Below are 16,379 nucleotides of genomic sequence, written 5' to 3'. Positions count from 1 at the left end.
TATATTCAGTTGTGTGTATTCAATTAGCAATAATAAATAACTTTTCAATCTTTTGCAGCGCTATTTATAGAATCAATCACATGTTATTATAATAGCCTGTCAATCATAATCGTTTTGTAGGCATAAATTTATAAATTTGTGATCTAATTTCACATTATTTAACATACAAATTACGTTCCAATAACATAACATGAGCAAAGAAATTACAAGTAGAGAAGCAGATTATTCACAATGGTATAATGATATCGTATTAAAGGCCGACCTTGCCGAACACTCCGCAGTTAGAGGATGTATGGTTATAAAGCCCAATGGCTATGCCATTTGGGAAAAAATGCAGGCTGTGCTTGATAAAATGTTTAAAGATACTGGGCATAGCAACGCCTATTTCCCCTTATTCATACCTAAGTCATTTTTTTCAAAGGAAGCCTCTCACGTAGAGGGCTTTGCCACCGAATGCGCAGTTGTGACACATTACCGTTTAAAAAATGATGGCAATGGCAACATTGTTGTAGATGAAACGGCCAAATTAGAAGAAGAATTAATTGTACGTCCAACATCTGAGACGATTATATGGAATACCTATAAAGGTTGGATTCAGTCTTATCGTGATTTACCGATTCTAATTAACCAATGGGCAAACGTGGTGCGTTGGGAAATGAGAACCCGTTTGTTTTTGCGCACTGCAGAATTTTTGTGGCAAGAAGGCCATACGGCTCATGCAACTGCAGAGGAGGCTATTGAGGAAACAGAACGCATGTTGCATATTTATGCAGATTTTGCTGAAAACTGGTTAGCTGTACCCGTTATAAGAGGTCGCAAATCTCCAAATGAAAGATTCGCCGGAGCCCTTGATACTTATTGCATAGAAGCCTTAATGCAGGATGGTAAAGCCTTACAGGCCGGAACCTCTCACTTTTTAGGTCAAAATTTTGCAAAAGCATTCGATGTAAAATTTACAGGCAAAGATGGGAAGTTGGATCATGTTTGGGCAACCTCATGGGGAGTCTCTACCCGATTAATGGGTGCGTTGATTATGGCACATAGTGATGATTCTGGATTAATTGTTCCACCAAAATTGGCTCCGATTCAGGTAGTTATTGTTCCGATTTACAAGGGTGAAGAAGATTTAGCTAAAATTACTACTTATGTTAATGAGCTTACCATGCGTTTGAAAGGTTTGGGCGTTTCGGTAAAATATGATGATCGGGATACTCAACGTCCGGGCTTCAAATTTGCCGATTATGAATTGAAAGGAATTCCGGTACGTATTGCCATTGGTGGTAGAGACCTCGAAAATAAGACAGTTGAAATTGCCAGAAGAGATACCAAGCTTAAGCAAACAGTTCCACAGGAAGGCTTAGATATTTATATCATTAAATTATTGGAAGATATTCAAACCAGTATGTTTAATAAAGCATTGGCTTACCGTGATGCACATATTACTGAAGCCAATTCTTACGAAGAATTAAAAGAATTGCTTGATACTAAAGCTGGTTTTATTTCTGCCCATTGGGATGGTACACCTGAGACAGAGCAAAAAATTAAAGAAGAAACAAAAGCAACGATCCGTTGTATTCCTTTAGATAATAAGCTGGAAGATGGCATTTGTATTTATTCAGGCAAACCATCTATACAAAGGGTATTATTCGCAAGAGCATATTAGGAGAAGCTTGAGTTTGGAGCCTAGAGTCCTAAGTTTGGAGTCATGAGTTAAAGTCTGGCGTATTTTAAAGTTATAATTAATAAGGAGCTAGTGCATTTTACCCATCACTAGCTCAAATCTATCATCTCATATCTATTTAAGAAATGAAATTCGGAACAAAAGCAATACATGCAGGTCAGGAACCTGATCCAACAACAGGCGCTGTGATGACGCCTATATATCAAACTTCTACTTACTGGCAAAAATCGCCTGGCGATAATAAGGGTTATGAATATTCAAGAGGAACGAACCCAACCCGTAAGGCTTTAGAAGATTGCCTTGCTGCATTGGAGAACGCTAAATATGGTTTAGCTTTTTCAAGTGGTATGGGCGCTACTGACGCAGTTTTAAAACTGCTTGAACCTGGTGATGAAGTAATTACGGGAAATGATTTGTATGGTGGATCTTATAGGATCTTTACCAAAATCTTCACCAAATATGGTATCAAGTTTCATTTTCTGGATCTTTCAAAACCGGAAAATATGCTACCTTATATCAACGATAAAACGAAATTGGTATGGATTGAAACACCTACAAACCCAACCATGCAAATTATTGATATTGAAGGTGTGGCAAAAATTACAAAAGAAAAGAATCTGATTCTTACCGTTGACAATACTTTTGCTTCTCCATATTTACAGAATCCGATAGATTTAGGTGCCGATATTGTGATGCACTCCGTTACCAAATATATTGGTGGGCACTCTGATGTAGTGATGGGTGCATTAGTAACGAATGATGAGCAACTCTATAAAGATTTATGGTTTATTTATAATGCTTGCGGCGCAACTCCAGGCCCTCAAGATTCTTTTTTGGTTTTAAGAGGAATTAAAACATTGCATTTGCGAATGAAAGCCCATTGCGAAAATGGCGAACGCATTGCTCACTTTTTGAAAAACCACCCCAAAGTAGATAAAATTTACTGGCCAGGTTTCGAAGATCATCCTAATCACGATATCGCGAAGAAACAAATGCGTGGTTTTGGAGGAATGATTTCCATTACGCTTAAGGGAGCTGATTTGCAGGAAACTTTCAGAATTTCTTCAAACTTTAAAGTATTTACACTTGCAGAATCTCTCGGTGGTGTAGAATCCCTAATTAATCACCCTGCTACCATGACACATGGTTCTATACCTAAGGAAGAACGTGAAAAGGTAGGGGTGACTGATAATTTACTTCGTTTAAGTGTAGGGGTAGAGGATATCGAAGATCTTTTAGAAGATCTTGGTAACGCCCTGGTATAGCTTATTATCGGGCAGATGATACCTCATTTGCCCGATAATTATCCTGATATGATCTGATTGAAAGCAAAAGCTTTAATCTAATTTGCGCGTTTTATAGTATCTGTAATCCAGCGAGATTGGCGTATTATATATCTGTGGTTTGACAATAAGCTCCCCCAGATTATTTTTCCTTATTCAAAATAAATGCAATTTCTAGAACTGAAGAACTTCCTCGATCATAAAGTTGAACAATATAATCGTGTAGACTTTATACCGAATGATCCAATCTGTATACCACATCTCTATAAGAAAAAACAAGACATTGAAATAGCTGGTTTCTTTGCTGCTATACTTGCATGGGGACAGCGCAAAACCATCATTAATAAGTGTAAGGATTTATTGAACCGCATGGATAATGCGCCTTACGATTTTATGATGAATCACAATGATGAAGATTTAAAAGGTTTATTAAACTTTAAGCACCGAACATTTAACGATACAGATTTACTCTATTTTACTTCATTTTTTAAAAAGCATTATCAGCAACATGATAGTCTGGAGCAGGCATTTTTACTTCCAAAAAATGATGATGAAGTTTTATCTTTAGGAAAGGATCAGTTTAAAAAGCATTTAACCATTGAAGGTTCGCTAAATCATTTTCGGTCTTATTTCTTTTCTCTAGAAGATTTTCCTCATCGCACTAAAAAGCATATTTCATCACCAAAACAAAAATCTACGTGCAAGCGATTAAATATGTTTTTACGCTGGATGGTGAGAAATGACACCCAAGGGGTAGATTTTGGTATCTGGAAAACGCTTCAATCTTCGGATCTGATTTGTCCATGTGATGTTCATGTTGATCGGGTAGGACGGTTATTAGGACTGATTAATCGCAGGCAAACTGATTGGTTAACTGCAGTAGAACTCACTGATCATCTAAAACAATTTGATGCGAATGATCCGGTTAAATATGATTTTGCATTATTCGGGTTAGGAGTGGAAAAAATTCTTTAAAATCGTAAAAATTGAGAAATGTCAAGAAAAAAATTCTTTTCTTTGGGGTAATCTTGCAGTGTTACGTGTACATTCAGTAAGTTTTTAGCCAGGTACCTTAGTTGTTTATATATGATTGCTGTGAATTTATCTGAAGAAGACAGATGGAAAAAGTTTAATAATGTTTCTCCAATAATATCAATTTTCAAAAAATTTCATCCTTTAAATAAGGAAATTGAACAGCATATTAATCAGCATACATTTCCAGTAAGCTTTAAGAAAAATAAATTTATAGTATCTCCATTAGATCGAAATAAGTATTTATTTCTCATTGTTAAAGGTGTAGTTAGAGGTTTCATAAAAGATGGTAGTTTAGAAATTACCACCTGGATTTCAAAAGAAAATGAAATTGTTGGAACTATACGTAATCTTTGGGTAGATAGCGAATCTGAAGAATACTTACAAGCTTTGGAAGATGTTGATCTCATAGCCATTCCACACGAATTAACGGAATACCTATTTGAAAACTTCGAAGAAGCCAATATTGTAGGTCGAAAAATTATGGAGTTGTATTATCGTTCTGCGGAAGAACGGGCATATCTTTGTAGAATTTCATCAGCAGAAAAAAGATACAAGCGCTTTCTGATTTCTTTCCCTGATCTCATTCACCGCGTTTCCCTTAAGTATATTGCCTCCTTTTTAGCTATTCGTTTGGAAACATTAAGCAGGATAAGGGCGAAAATTTAACTTGCAAATACTACACCCTATTTCCAATCTACATTTGCAATCAGCATCGCCTTCATGTTTCATTGGATTGCAAATGTACTCGACATATTGCTAGAATTCTTAATTTTGAATCTCATTTGATAGGGATCTTGATCTATATAGCATATAAATGTAAATTTAATTATAAAATAAAATCTATATATTACATTAGTATCATAACAGTAAAATACCAATGTTTTTAAATCATAATTACGTTTATGAATGTTAATCATTGTTATTTAATTACTATTTTATAATATCATATTTATAAAATATAGGTAATAATATAGGTATCTATATTGTTTTATATAATTAATCAAGCCATAGGTTTACATTTATGGTAATAAATAATTTTTTTGGTTCAATAAAATTATTGTTTCAAACCTAACGTATTTTCACGTTTCAAGTCACGTTTTTCAAGTTCAAATTCATAATTAAATTTAATCGATTTAGTGCTTTCTATGGGATACGTATAACGATTTACTAAAATGAGGCAAGATTTTTATAGCTTGCACGTTTATTAGACAAGTTAGAATTTACGAAATATATTTTTTAATCAAAAAAAATGTAAAAATGAGCAAAATTGTATAATAATGTTTACATTTGAGCGATCAAAAAAGTAGTCTTTTTTTGAAAGGAATAGTCTACGGATTTCGGTAAAATTGATAAATTTGATAATATTTACAACTTTATAAACACACAATGAAACCAAAAAATAACGGAAGTACTTTCAGTGTACTTATTGCTGACGATCATGAAATTGTTCGCAGGGGGTTAAAAAACTTGATATCTGACTTCTGGTCTGGTGTAGAAATTATTCATGCTTCTACTATGGAACAGGCTTTAGTTGAAGCCCAAAAATCACCTAGTTTAATTATTATTGATGTTAATTTGCCAGGGGGGAATAATTTAAAGGTAATTGACCAAATAAAATCGGTACAGCCTGCTGCAAAAATTTTAGTCTTTTCATCCTTGAATGAAAATATTTATGCTGTTCCTTATTTAAAATCAGGTGCGTCTGGATATTTAACTAAAAATGCAGAAGAATCTGAAATCGTAACTGCAATCACGACTATTTTAGCTGGAAGTCGTTACTCAAGTAGAAACGTTAAAGAAAACATGTTCAATAGTATTTTAGGAAATGATGCAGATAACCCATTTACTAAACTGTCGGGCAGAGAATTAGAAGTAGCAGAACTTCTGACTAAAGGAATAGGTGTTTTAGAAATTTCTAACCAACTCAAACTTCAGATGGGAACAGTAAGTACTTATAAACTTAGGTTATTTCAAAAACTGAAGATTAAGAGTATTATAGAACTTGCTGAAAAAATGAGTATTTATGAAAAATAGAAAGAGTTTAACTCTTTCTATTTTTTACTAGTTTGTTTTTTTGCCGTACCAATTCCATCTTCATCAGCTGATTCATTAGGTGTATCTCCTGATTGTCCGTACTTTTCAGATGCGCCTTTTCCATTTTGATCAAAAGTTGCCTTTTCTTTGGCGGTACCTTTTGTTTTATTATCCGTATTATCTTTATCCTTTGTATTCATTTTAAATATTTTTATATTCTTTTAATAGTTTAACAAGTAAAAAGAGCCAATAGTTTTATCCTTTTTTAACAATTGTGCATATTATCATTATTTTTTTAATATTGTTTCTGCATGTTTTTGTAATTTTTGAGGATATATGTTCAAGTAGCTATATGTATTCTCATTCAGAATAAATATTTTTGTTAAGACAATTAAAATTCCTGCAAAATATGTCAACCCAAATTATCAATCCACCATCAGGGGTATGTCCTATATGCCCATCCTGCAAGAATCCTGAAACTTCCCGGGTACCAAGAGGTTTTGTTTTTAAAGTGCTCATGCCTTTTGTTCCCGTAAAGCATTATAAATGCTATAGATGTTTTAAAAAATTTTACGTTTTTACGCGATAATCAGTCATTATATTTCGATCATATGCAGTATGAGATATCTGATTTAATTACACTATAGCTAATTTTGAAGTATCTAAATAAATAATTATTACACAGTATAAAGCGAATTTTACTTGAGGTTTTTTATATTAAATCTTCTTCACCACATTAAATAGTCCCTACTTATAAGTATTATACTATTCCAATAGGATTAATGACTTATTCATAATTTTAAAATTAGATTTATATCATTCATAATATAATAAACCTCTTGAACCCATCAGGATAATACTAATTGCAACCAGTATTTAGAAATTATTCCTAATGTATCCCTTAGTGTTGTAAATTTGGATTCTCTACACAATAGGATTTGAAATGATCAATTCTTTATTGGAAATTCTTTTGGTGTTTATTAAATGCATTGATAAATATCAAATTCTCAAATTTTTGTAATATTAAATATACAAAATGTTTGTTTTGTTGAAATTAAAAATATTTCTATTTATACCTTTGTGCCCGAAGACTTCTACAAATTACAACTGTAGATATTTTTTTTATTAAGTTTTTATATTCTAAAGATTATACCTCCAAAATGATCATAGGTACAGGCTTTGTTTGAAGGAAAACTCTAATGAGAAATTGCATCATTTTTTGATGCTACCATTTAATATTGTCCCTGTATGATTAAAACGCTACTTTTTTCCCATGTTTGTGCATGGGTTAATTTTGCTTACAACTACTTAACGCATCAGTTTGGTAATTTTTTTGCAAAATTCATCTTTATTTCTTTTCTCTTTATTACATATTCCACTAAGCTTTTTTCACAGTTCACAATCACAGAGAACTTTAGAGGATCTGGTTCTCCACAAGTGATTATCGGCGGACCCGGCGGAGCAGATGGTACAGCAATTTTAACTTCGGGAGTAGATGATCCACTTGGGGCCGGATGGTTACGTTTAACTAATTCAACAGTTAACCAACGTGGCTATGCTTATGTAGATAAGTCTTTTCCTTCAACGTTAGGCGTATTGGTCGATTTTGAATACAAAATGTGGCGTAATGCAGCCAATAGTGAACATAATTATAATGGTGGCGACGGCATTGCTGTATTCTTATTTGATGCTACACAGCCTTTTAGGTTAGGTGGCTTCGGGGGTTCTTTAGGCTATGCACCTAATATTCAATCAACACCTCCAGTTCTTGATGGCTTGGCTGGTGGTTATATCAGCGTAGGCCTGGATGCATTTGGGAATTATGGAAATGCCATTGAGGGTAGAAATGGTGGTTTTGGTACGAGTGAAACAGCTAATGCCGTGGTTGTTCGCGGTATTACCACACCAAATAGGACAGAGGATATTGTTAACGGCATATTACCCACCAATAGATTTCTAACCGGCGTACGTTTAGGAGATAGAAGTGGTACAATTGGTGATATCAGACTACGAAATGAAATTGATTATAATGTTGGTACGGGAACAGGAAATTCCTTTTCAGATATCAGGCCTACCGATGAACAATTTTTCAGAAGAGTACAGATTGAAATAAAGCCTGAAGCTGGGCAGTATAGGGTTATTGTAAGAATGGCAAAATCTGCGGACGGTTCATTTGTAGAATTGATCAATTATTTATCTCCGGATGTACCGCCATCAATATTAAAAATGGGTTTTGCTGCATCAAGTGGTGGGGCTTATAACTATCATGAGATCCGTAATTTACTAGTAACTACTCCAGGTAACATTCGGGTTGTAAAACGAGCAAACCGTGATATTCTTCAGGCGGGTACAAATATTGGATTAACTTATACACTGGATGTGATCAATGATACCAACGCCGCATTAACTAATGTGCAATTCAATGATCAACTCACTGATGCCAAGGGCAACCCATTGGATAACGGTGCCTTTACCATTAATAGTATTACTCCAACCGGATTTACAAGTTCTAATTTTACACCTGCCAGCCCAAATACAAGCGGCAAGATCACCGGTAATTTTAATATTGCCGCAAACGCAGCTGCAAAAATTGTAGTTTCAGGATCACTGAATGCAATTCCGGCCGGTAATGTGCTTAGCAACACCGTTAATATTACCACTACTGATATTCAGGACGAGGATTTAAATAATAATACATCAGTTGTGAGTATTCCTGTTCAGGCAACAGGCACAGATGCTATTATAGATAAAACAGCTGATCGTTATTGTTTGAATACTTCAGGTAATACCACAACAACTTTTACCATGAGAGCTGGTAATGTTGGTAATAAGCCAATGGAAAATCTTTCTAATGCTGCGATTGGTAACCATTTAGTGATTACAAAAATTGTCCCTTCCGGATATACCTTTGCTGCAGGTTCGAATGTTGGATGGGATATCTCACAATCAGGATCTACAGTAACATACATCAGTAACCAGATGATAGATGTCCAAGCTGGCAAGTACTATAATTTTCCGATCACTTATACGCTGACAGGCTCTGGGAATTATAATGATGAAGCAAAAATTGCTTACCACAATTATTATTCGGCAAGTGCTTCTAATGATATTGAACCACCTGAAAATACATCAAATAATACAAGTACCACCAGGCTTTCTACACCGATAAATCCAATAATAGTTAAAAGCACTGTGGTGTATTGTCAGGGTACAACTGCGTCTTCATTAGTTTCTTCTGTCTCTAGCCCACCTGCCGGAGATACTTTATTGTGGTATACAAGTGTAAATGGAACTTCGAGCACCAATGCTCCGATTCCCAGCACGTCACTAGTGGGAAATACAACCTATTATGTTACACAAACTAATGGAAGTTGTGAAAGCGATAAAGTTCCGATCGTGGTTACAATAACTCCTGCGCTTACAGCAGGAACAATTTCTGGAGATCAGACATTTTGTACAACAGGAGATCCTGAGCCTTTTACACAGTCTGCACCTTCAGGAGGAGCAGGTAGCTATAGCTATCAATGGCAATCCTCTACCACAAGTGCATCGGCAAATTTTACAGATATTTCAGGTGCTAATTTAGCTATTTATGATGCTCCTACTTTAAATCAAACCACCTATTTCAGAAGATTGGATGGTGCTACGGGAAGTACATGTGATCGTGTGGCGACAAATGTCTTAACCATTACCATACAATCAGTATTAAGTAATAACATAATAACCGCGCCTACCATTGCGACTTTTTGTGAAAGTGGCGATCCGGGAATTATTACAGGTACTGTACCTATTGATGGTTCGGGTAGCTATAATTATCAATGGCAGTCTAGTTTGGATAACTTAAATTTTAACAACATCAGCGGAGCTATTCAGATTTCGTACGATCCTGGTGTGCTTACTTCAACTACATTTTTTCGCAGGCAGGTAACTTCAGGTAGTTGTGCTATCCCAACGGTAAGCGGAGTTGTTCAGATCACTATTAAACCTTTGCCGGTTATTTACAATGTAACTGGAGGAGGAACTTACTGTGCAGGCACCTCCGGTATAGTGGTCGGTTTATCCAACTCACAAACAGGTGTAAGTTATCAACTGCAGATCGCTGGTATCAATACGGGGAATCCGGTTCAGGGCAATGGTTCTGCCATTTCATTTGGTAATCAGACATTGTCTGGTATCTATACCATAGTGGCTACGGATTCTAATATGCCAGCTTGCATACAGACAATGAACGGTAGTGCAATCATTAACATCACTAATAAGCCACTGGCAAATACATATGCAGTAACTACGAATGAGGATATTGTGTTAACAGGGAGTGCAACTACAACAGATCCGGATGGAAATAATCTGATTTACACAAAAGCCGCCGATCCGGGCCATGGAACAGTTACTGTTTCTGAGTCGGGTACATATATTTATGCACCTGGATTAAATTATAACGGTGCTGATTCTTTTACGGTTTTGGTAAATGATAATGCATGTGGAACCTCACTGGTAACCGTTAATATCACAGTGGTTCCTGTCAATGACGTACCTGCATTTGCAAAAGGTAGCAATCAGCTGGTTAATGCAGATTCAGGTTTGCAAACTATAACCGGATGGGCATCAGGAATCAGTACTGGTCCGGTAAATGAATCGGCACAGGTTGTTGATTTTATTACTGGTAATGATAACAATGCTTTATTTAGTGTTCAGCCAGCTGTATCTCCTAACGGAAGTTTAACTTTTACACCTTCAGGTAACTTTGCCGGCAGGGCAAATGTTTCAGTGGTCATCCACGATAATGGCGGCACTGAAAACGGTGGAATTGATCAAAGTCTGGCCCAAACATTTATCATTGAAGTTAAACCCGTTGGCGCTACCGATGATGTTACAACATTGGCAAATACACCGGTTCTTACTGCCGTAAAAGCGAATGACGATGAAACTGCTATTAATAGTATGGTTACCGCTAGTAATGGTGCCCATGGATCAACAACTGTTGATGCTGCGGGACAAGTAACCTACACCCCAAATAGTGGATATACCGGAACAGACACTTACACTTATACCCTGACCACTGTAGATGGCGTAGTGAGTGATCCAATATTAGTCAGGGTATTTATTTATCCAACAATAATATTATCAGGCCCCGTTTCAGTAAATGAAAACGCCGGAACGGTTAGTTATACTGTCACCCTTTCAGGAACAGCAGGTACAGTTCTGGCTTCACCGGTTTCGGTTGTTACTGGAATTAGTAATGGGACTACAAATTCTGCTGATTATATCTTCAGCCCACAAACACTTACATTTCCTGCGGGTACCATATTAGGGCAGCCAGGCAGCACCATTATTTTTCCGGTGGGCATTAATGATGATGGCATAAATGAAGATGACGAAAATTACACCATCACCATTCAAAACCTAAGCGGTCCTGCTAGCCTTGGAAATGCGGCTGTGCGTACTACCATTCTGGATAATCGCCCAATTGTTGCCTCTATAACAGCAGGAAATGACGGAAATGAAAATGGTGTTGTCAATGGAAAATTTATCGTTACATTAAGCAAACCTTCTAATATTAATACTGAAATCAGTTATACTTTGCGTGGCATGGCCATAGAAGGAGCTGACTATACAGCAATAGTTAAAATAGTAACAATTCCGGCGGGTGAAACTACAGCAGTGATTCAAATTCCGGTTCTTGGAGATGTGTTGATCGAAGGAAACGAAACCGTAATCGCAACCCTCACCACCTCAACCAATCCATCACTGGTGATTCTTCCCGTACCTGCAACCATCAGCATTATTGATGGAACAACCGGAACGGTTATCGTAACCGCAACGAAAGATGGGGCCGAACCATCAACTTCAGCGCAATTTACTTTTACACTTAGTCAGGTTTCTACAACTGATACTAAAATAGATTTTTTGGTATCAGGAACAGCAACAGCAGGATTAGATTATACTTCAATAGGTTCTTCAATTATCATCCCGGTAGGTGCAACGTCAGTGACTTTGAACGTGCCTGTGCTGGATGATAACCTTAATGAAGGAAACGAAACAGTCATTTTAACCCTGATTGGCACTACTGATAATCCACGCATTACAGCGATAACGATACCTGCTATAGTTAATATTAGAGACAATCGAGCTCCTGTTGCAAGTGCTCCGGGAATTACAACAACTGAAAACACACAGGTAAACGGAGTCATCACTGCATCCGATATAGATGGTGACGTACTGATATTCAATATCTCGGTGGCACCAGCTCACGGAACAGTGGTCTTGAGTAATGGCACTTATGTTTATACACCAGCAGCAGGATACACCGGGGCAGATTCATTCACGGTTACCGTGAGTGATGGTAAAGGTGGAGTTGCTACGGTAACGATTCCGGTAACAGTAACCCCAACGAATATACCTGCCAGCAGTTCTATCGTATTAATTAAAACAGCTGTATTGAACAATAATCAAATCACTTATACATTTCTTATCAAAAATACAGGGGCACTAACTTTAAATAGTGTGACCTTAACAGATACCAAGCTAGGGATTAATAATAAAGTGATTGCAGTTGCTGGTGGTTTAATTCCTGGAGCAACGGTAACTGATCTAGCCATTTATACCATCACACAGGCAGATAAAGATTTGGGTATGGTAAACAATATAGCAACCATAAATGCGAAAACAGCTGGTGGTGCCAGTGTGAGTGATATTTCCGGTACAGCGGAAAATAATGATTCACCTACAGTTACCAGTTTCCCTAAATCACCAAAAGCTGTTGATGATTCGGGTGCGAGTATAGTAAATACACCAGTAACCATTAATCTTCTGTTAAACGATGATGCCGGAAGTTCGGCTTTTGTAAAATCAAGTGTAGAAATTGTTAGTCAACCTAAAAATGGCCGCATCGTATTAAATACAGATGGTACAGTAATCTTTATTCCCAATACAGGCTTTACCGGTAATGACATCTTTACCTACAGGGTGAAAGATGCGAATGGATACTATACCAATGTAGCGTCAGTAGTGATCACGGTAAATTTTACAGAAATTAAGATTCCAAACCTGTTCACGCCAAATGGGGATGGTATTAACGATGCATTTGAAATTATTGGTTTAAACCAGTATCAGTCAAATGAGCTGCAAATCATTAACCGATGGGGTAATGAAGTATTTCATGCAAAAGGATACCAAAACAATTGGACAGGTGAAGGTTTGAATGAAGGTACTTACTATTACTTGCTGCGTGTTAAAAAACAAGATAGTAATGAAGTGGAAGTATTCAAGGGGTACGTTACATTAATCAGGGCATTTAAAAACTAGAAAATGGCTTTTAAGAAGTTACTCTAGTAAAAGATAACTTCTCTTAGAGATATTAAGATGATGAAAAAAATATTATTGTTAATCGGTTGTTATGTTTTATTGTTGTCGCAACGTTCTGTTGCACAGCAAGATGTGCAATACAGCCAGTACATGTTTAACGGAATTTATATTAATCCGGCCTATGCTGGTTATAAAGAAGTACTTAACGTACATAGCTTTTATCGCAGTCAGTGGACGGGTATTACCGGGGCACCTCGCAGCATGTCATTAGCTGTTGATGCCACCGCAAACAATGGTAACGTTGGGCTTGCTCTTCAGGTTTCAAGCGATAAGTTAGGGGCGCAAACCAACTTAGGTATTTATGGCAATTATGCTTACCGCATCCGGATGAATGATGATGGAAGCTCAAGGCTGGCACTTGGTTTAGGCATAGGTATGGTACAATTGGGGATTGACGGATCGATGCTTAACCCAAACAATCCTGAACCCTTTCAGCCAGTTGGCGTACAAAGCACAATTGTTCCTGATGCCAGAGCCGGTGTGTATTTTGCTAACGATCGCTATTATGTCGGTTTTTCTGCAGATAACCTGATTGCCACCTATATTAATATTGACCGTTATGCTTTTATCCCGCAACCCAAACCACATTATTATTTAACGGCGGGTGCATTATTGCCCCTTTCTGAAGATTTTCAGATTAAGCCATCGTTTCTGTTAAAAGATGATCGGGGTGGCCCAACCAGTTTAGATGTAAATGCTTTTTTAATGATTAAGGATGTTTTATGGGTAGGAGGTTCTTATCGTACAGGCATAAAAATTTATGATAAAAGTTACCTTCAAAAAGATCTTTCTTCAAGAAATGCTGTAGTTGCTGCGGTTCAGATTTTCCCATCAGAGCGATTAAGAATTGGTTATGGGTATGATTTTTCTATCGGACCTTTACAAGGATACAGCGGTGGCACACATGAAATTTCCATTGCTTATTCGTTCATCAGGCCAAACATCAGGTTGGCTACACCACGCGTTTTTTAATCATTTGATTATTTAAAGGATTATATAGATATATGATGAAAAGAATTTTACTAGCGTTCTGTTTTTTTGCCTGCTGCCTGCTTGCTGTTTCTTTTTCAGCAAAAGCACAGTATGTATTAAAAGAAGCAGATCAGCAATTTGAATTATTTAACTATTCAAAGGCCATTGATTTATATGAACAAGCCTTCAAGAAAAAAGAAAGTTTACATGCGGCAGAGCGGTTAGCAAGTGCTTATGCATTCAGCAACAATTATCAGCAGGCAGAAAGCTGGTTTGCCATCGCTGTAAAAATGCCAGGGAGTAAGCCTGAAAATATTTTAGGCTATGCAAAAGCGCTTCAAAGCAATTCAAAATATAGGGAAGCCAAAGCGCAATATAAAGCCTATATCAATGCAGGTAAAGATATTTCTGAAAGACAAGCAAATGTTTGGCTGGCCTCTTGTGATTCGGCTTTGAAATGGATGAAAAATCCGAAACAGATTGAACTCATCAATCAAAAAACGTTAAATAGTACACAATCAGATTGGGGTGCTATCAATTATAATGGGGCTGTTGTATTTACATCAGACCGTCTGGACAAAGGTTTTCAATCAAAAGAAAAATCAGCTTTATTTAGATTTGATGGAGCTAGAAAACCAGATAAAAATATTTATGGCGGAACGGGTAATGGTTATTTCAAACTTTATATTAAGTCATCACCTGCCGATAGTTTGAAACTATTTCCGATTAAAACAGGCACACGTTATCATGTAGGCGCTGCAACCTTTACCAAAGATGGGAACACGATGTATTTTACGATGACGCGAATTCCTCAGGATTTAGAAAAAGTAAAAAATAAGCCTGCCACGGTTAATGTAGAAATTTATAGCAGTACCAAAGATGCCCGTGGCAATTGGGGTGAACCTGTTTCTTTTGCCTATAATGCTGTAAATGAGTATTCAGTTGGTGATCCATTTATTTCTACTGATGGAACCAGTTTGTATTTTTCTTCAAACAAACCTGGCGGTAAAGGTGGTACAGATATTTATGTTTGTAGAAAAACCGATGCAGGTGATTGGGGAAAACCCTTCAATCTGGAAGAAATTAATACGGAAGGCAATGAGCGTAATCCAGTTTTTGATGCCAACAATAATTTGTTTTTCGCCAGTGATGGGTATGTTGGAATGGGAGGGCTGGATGTATTCCAGGCATTAAGGTATGGTGCAAGAATTGGGCAAATCAAAAACCTGGGTTATCCCTTTAATTCTCCTCAAGATGATTTTGCTTTTAGCCTAAATGAAAAAGGTGGTGTAGCTTACCTCTCATCAAACCGCTCAAATGGTATGGGTAGTGATGATATATACACCCTTGATCAGAAATTAATTCTTGCTTTTAAACTTGTAGGTAAGGTTTACGATCAAAAAACCAATCAACCCATAGCTGGTGCATTGGTAACCTTGGCGAAGGTAAATGGTGAAAGTTTGAAAGTGGAAACAGATGATAATGGTGCGTATCAATTTGGCTTGGCGGGCGAATCTGAATATAATGTATCTGCAAAAATGACCAACTATCGCGCCGATGTGGAAAATCTAGCCACGATTAATCTAACGAGTTCACAGGTAATTGCTCAGGATTTACATTTGCAACCAATAGAACTGAACAAAGGAATCAGGCTAGAAAATATTTATTACGATTTTGAAAAATGGAATATCCGTGCAGATGCAGCAGCCGAACTGGATAAAGTGGTTAAAGTGATGAATGATAATCCAACCCTTTGGATTGAAATGGGTTCTCATACAGATAGTCGGGGTGACGATGCTTTTAATCTGAGACTCTCACAAAAAAGAGCTGAATCTGCCATGCAGTATATTATTTTGAGAGGAATTAAGAAAAATCGAATCGAAGCAAAAGGATATGGTGAAACAAAGCTATTAAATCATTGTGCGAATGGTGTAAATTGTAGCGATACCGCACATCAGTTAAATCGACGAACCGAATTTAAAATTGTTAAACAATAACAGTTACCTCAA

General features: G+C 36.8%; 9 protein-coding genes. 8 read left to right on the top strand and 1 reads right to left on the bottom strand.

The window, feature by feature from the left end; translation table 11 throughout:
- Positions 1-190 precede the first annotated feature (190 nt).
- The 5 genes from proS (at position 191) to EV200_RS12765 (ending at position 6,033) form a co-directional block, all read left to right on the top strand.
- Positions 191-1,663: a proline--tRNA ligase gene (gene proS, locus EV200_RS12785; protein ID WP_132533170.1), complete on the top strand. Its 1,473-nt coding sequence runs from the start codon at positions 191-193 to the stop codon at positions 1,661-1,663.
- Positions 1,664-1,806: 143 nt separating this feature from the next.
- Positions 1,807-2,946, top strand: coding sequence for a cystathionine gamma-synthase (locus EV200_RS12780; RefSeq protein WP_132533168.1), 1,140 nt, complete (start codon positions 1,807-1,809; stop codon positions 2,944-2,946).
- Positions 2,947-3,129: 183 nt separating this feature from the next.
- On the top strand, positions 3,130-3,939 hold the full coding sequence (locus tag EV200_RS12775) for a TIGR02757 family protein (protein WP_132533166.1): 810 nt from the start codon (positions 3,130-3,132) through the stop codon (positions 3,937-3,939).
- A 111-nt stretch (positions 3,940-4,050) separates the two neighbouring features.
- Entirely contained in the window at positions 4,051-4,665 is a 615-nt protein-coding gene (locus EV200_RS12770) for a Crp/Fnr family transcriptional regulator (RefSeq protein ID WP_132533163.1), read from the top strand.
- Between the two features lie 720 nt (positions 4,666-5,385).
- Entirely contained in the window at positions 5,386-6,033 is a 648-nt protein-coding gene (locus tag EV200_RS12765; RefSeq protein WP_132533161.1) for a response regulator, read from the top strand.
- A gap of 17 nt (positions 6,034-6,050) precedes the next feature.
- Here the strand turns inward: EV200_RS12765 and EV200_RS12760 are convergent, their stop codons facing one another.
- A complete protein-coding gene (locus EV200_RS12760; RefSeq protein ID WP_132533158.1) occupies positions 6,051-6,233 on the bottom strand; it encodes a hypothetical protein in 183 nt (60 codons plus the stop codon).
- A gap of 1,048 nt (positions 6,234-7,281) precedes the next feature.
- Here EV200_RS12760 and EV200_RS12755 point away from each other — a divergent pair.
- Genes EV200_RS12755 through EV200_RS12745 form a run of 3 tightly spaced genes read left to right on the top strand, consistent with a single transcriptional unit; the run spans position 7,282 to position 16,367 of the window.
- Positions 7,282-13,338 carry an Ig-like domain-containing protein gene (locus EV200_RS12755; protein ID WP_132533156.1) on the top strand — a complete coding sequence of 2,019 codons (6,057 nt, stop codon included), beginning with the start codon at positions 7,282-7,284 and terminating at the stop codon, positions 13,336-13,338.
- 57 nt (positions 13,339-13,395) lie between these two features.
- Positions 13,396-14,370: a PorP/SprF family type IX secretion system membrane protein gene (locus EV200_RS12750; RefSeq protein WP_229676719.1), complete on the top strand. Its 975-nt coding sequence runs from the start codon at positions 13,396-13,398 to the stop codon at positions 14,368-14,370.
- A 32-nt stretch (positions 14,371-14,402) separates the two neighbouring features.
- On the top strand, positions 14,403-16,367 hold the full coding sequence (locus tag EV200_RS12745) for an OmpA family protein (RefSeq protein ID WP_229676720.1): 1,965 nt from the start codon (positions 14,403-14,405) through the stop codon (positions 16,365-16,367).
- Positions 16,368-16,379 lie beyond the last annotated feature (12 nt).

The organism is Pedobacter psychrotolerans (assembly GCF_004340665.1).
GTDB lineage: Bacteria > Bacteroidota > Bacteroidia > Sphingobacteriales > Sphingobacteriaceae > Pedobacter > Pedobacter psychrotolerans.
The sequence above is the reverse complement of the archived record's forward strand: the minus strand, read 5'-3'. Positions and strand labels throughout refer to the sequence as shown.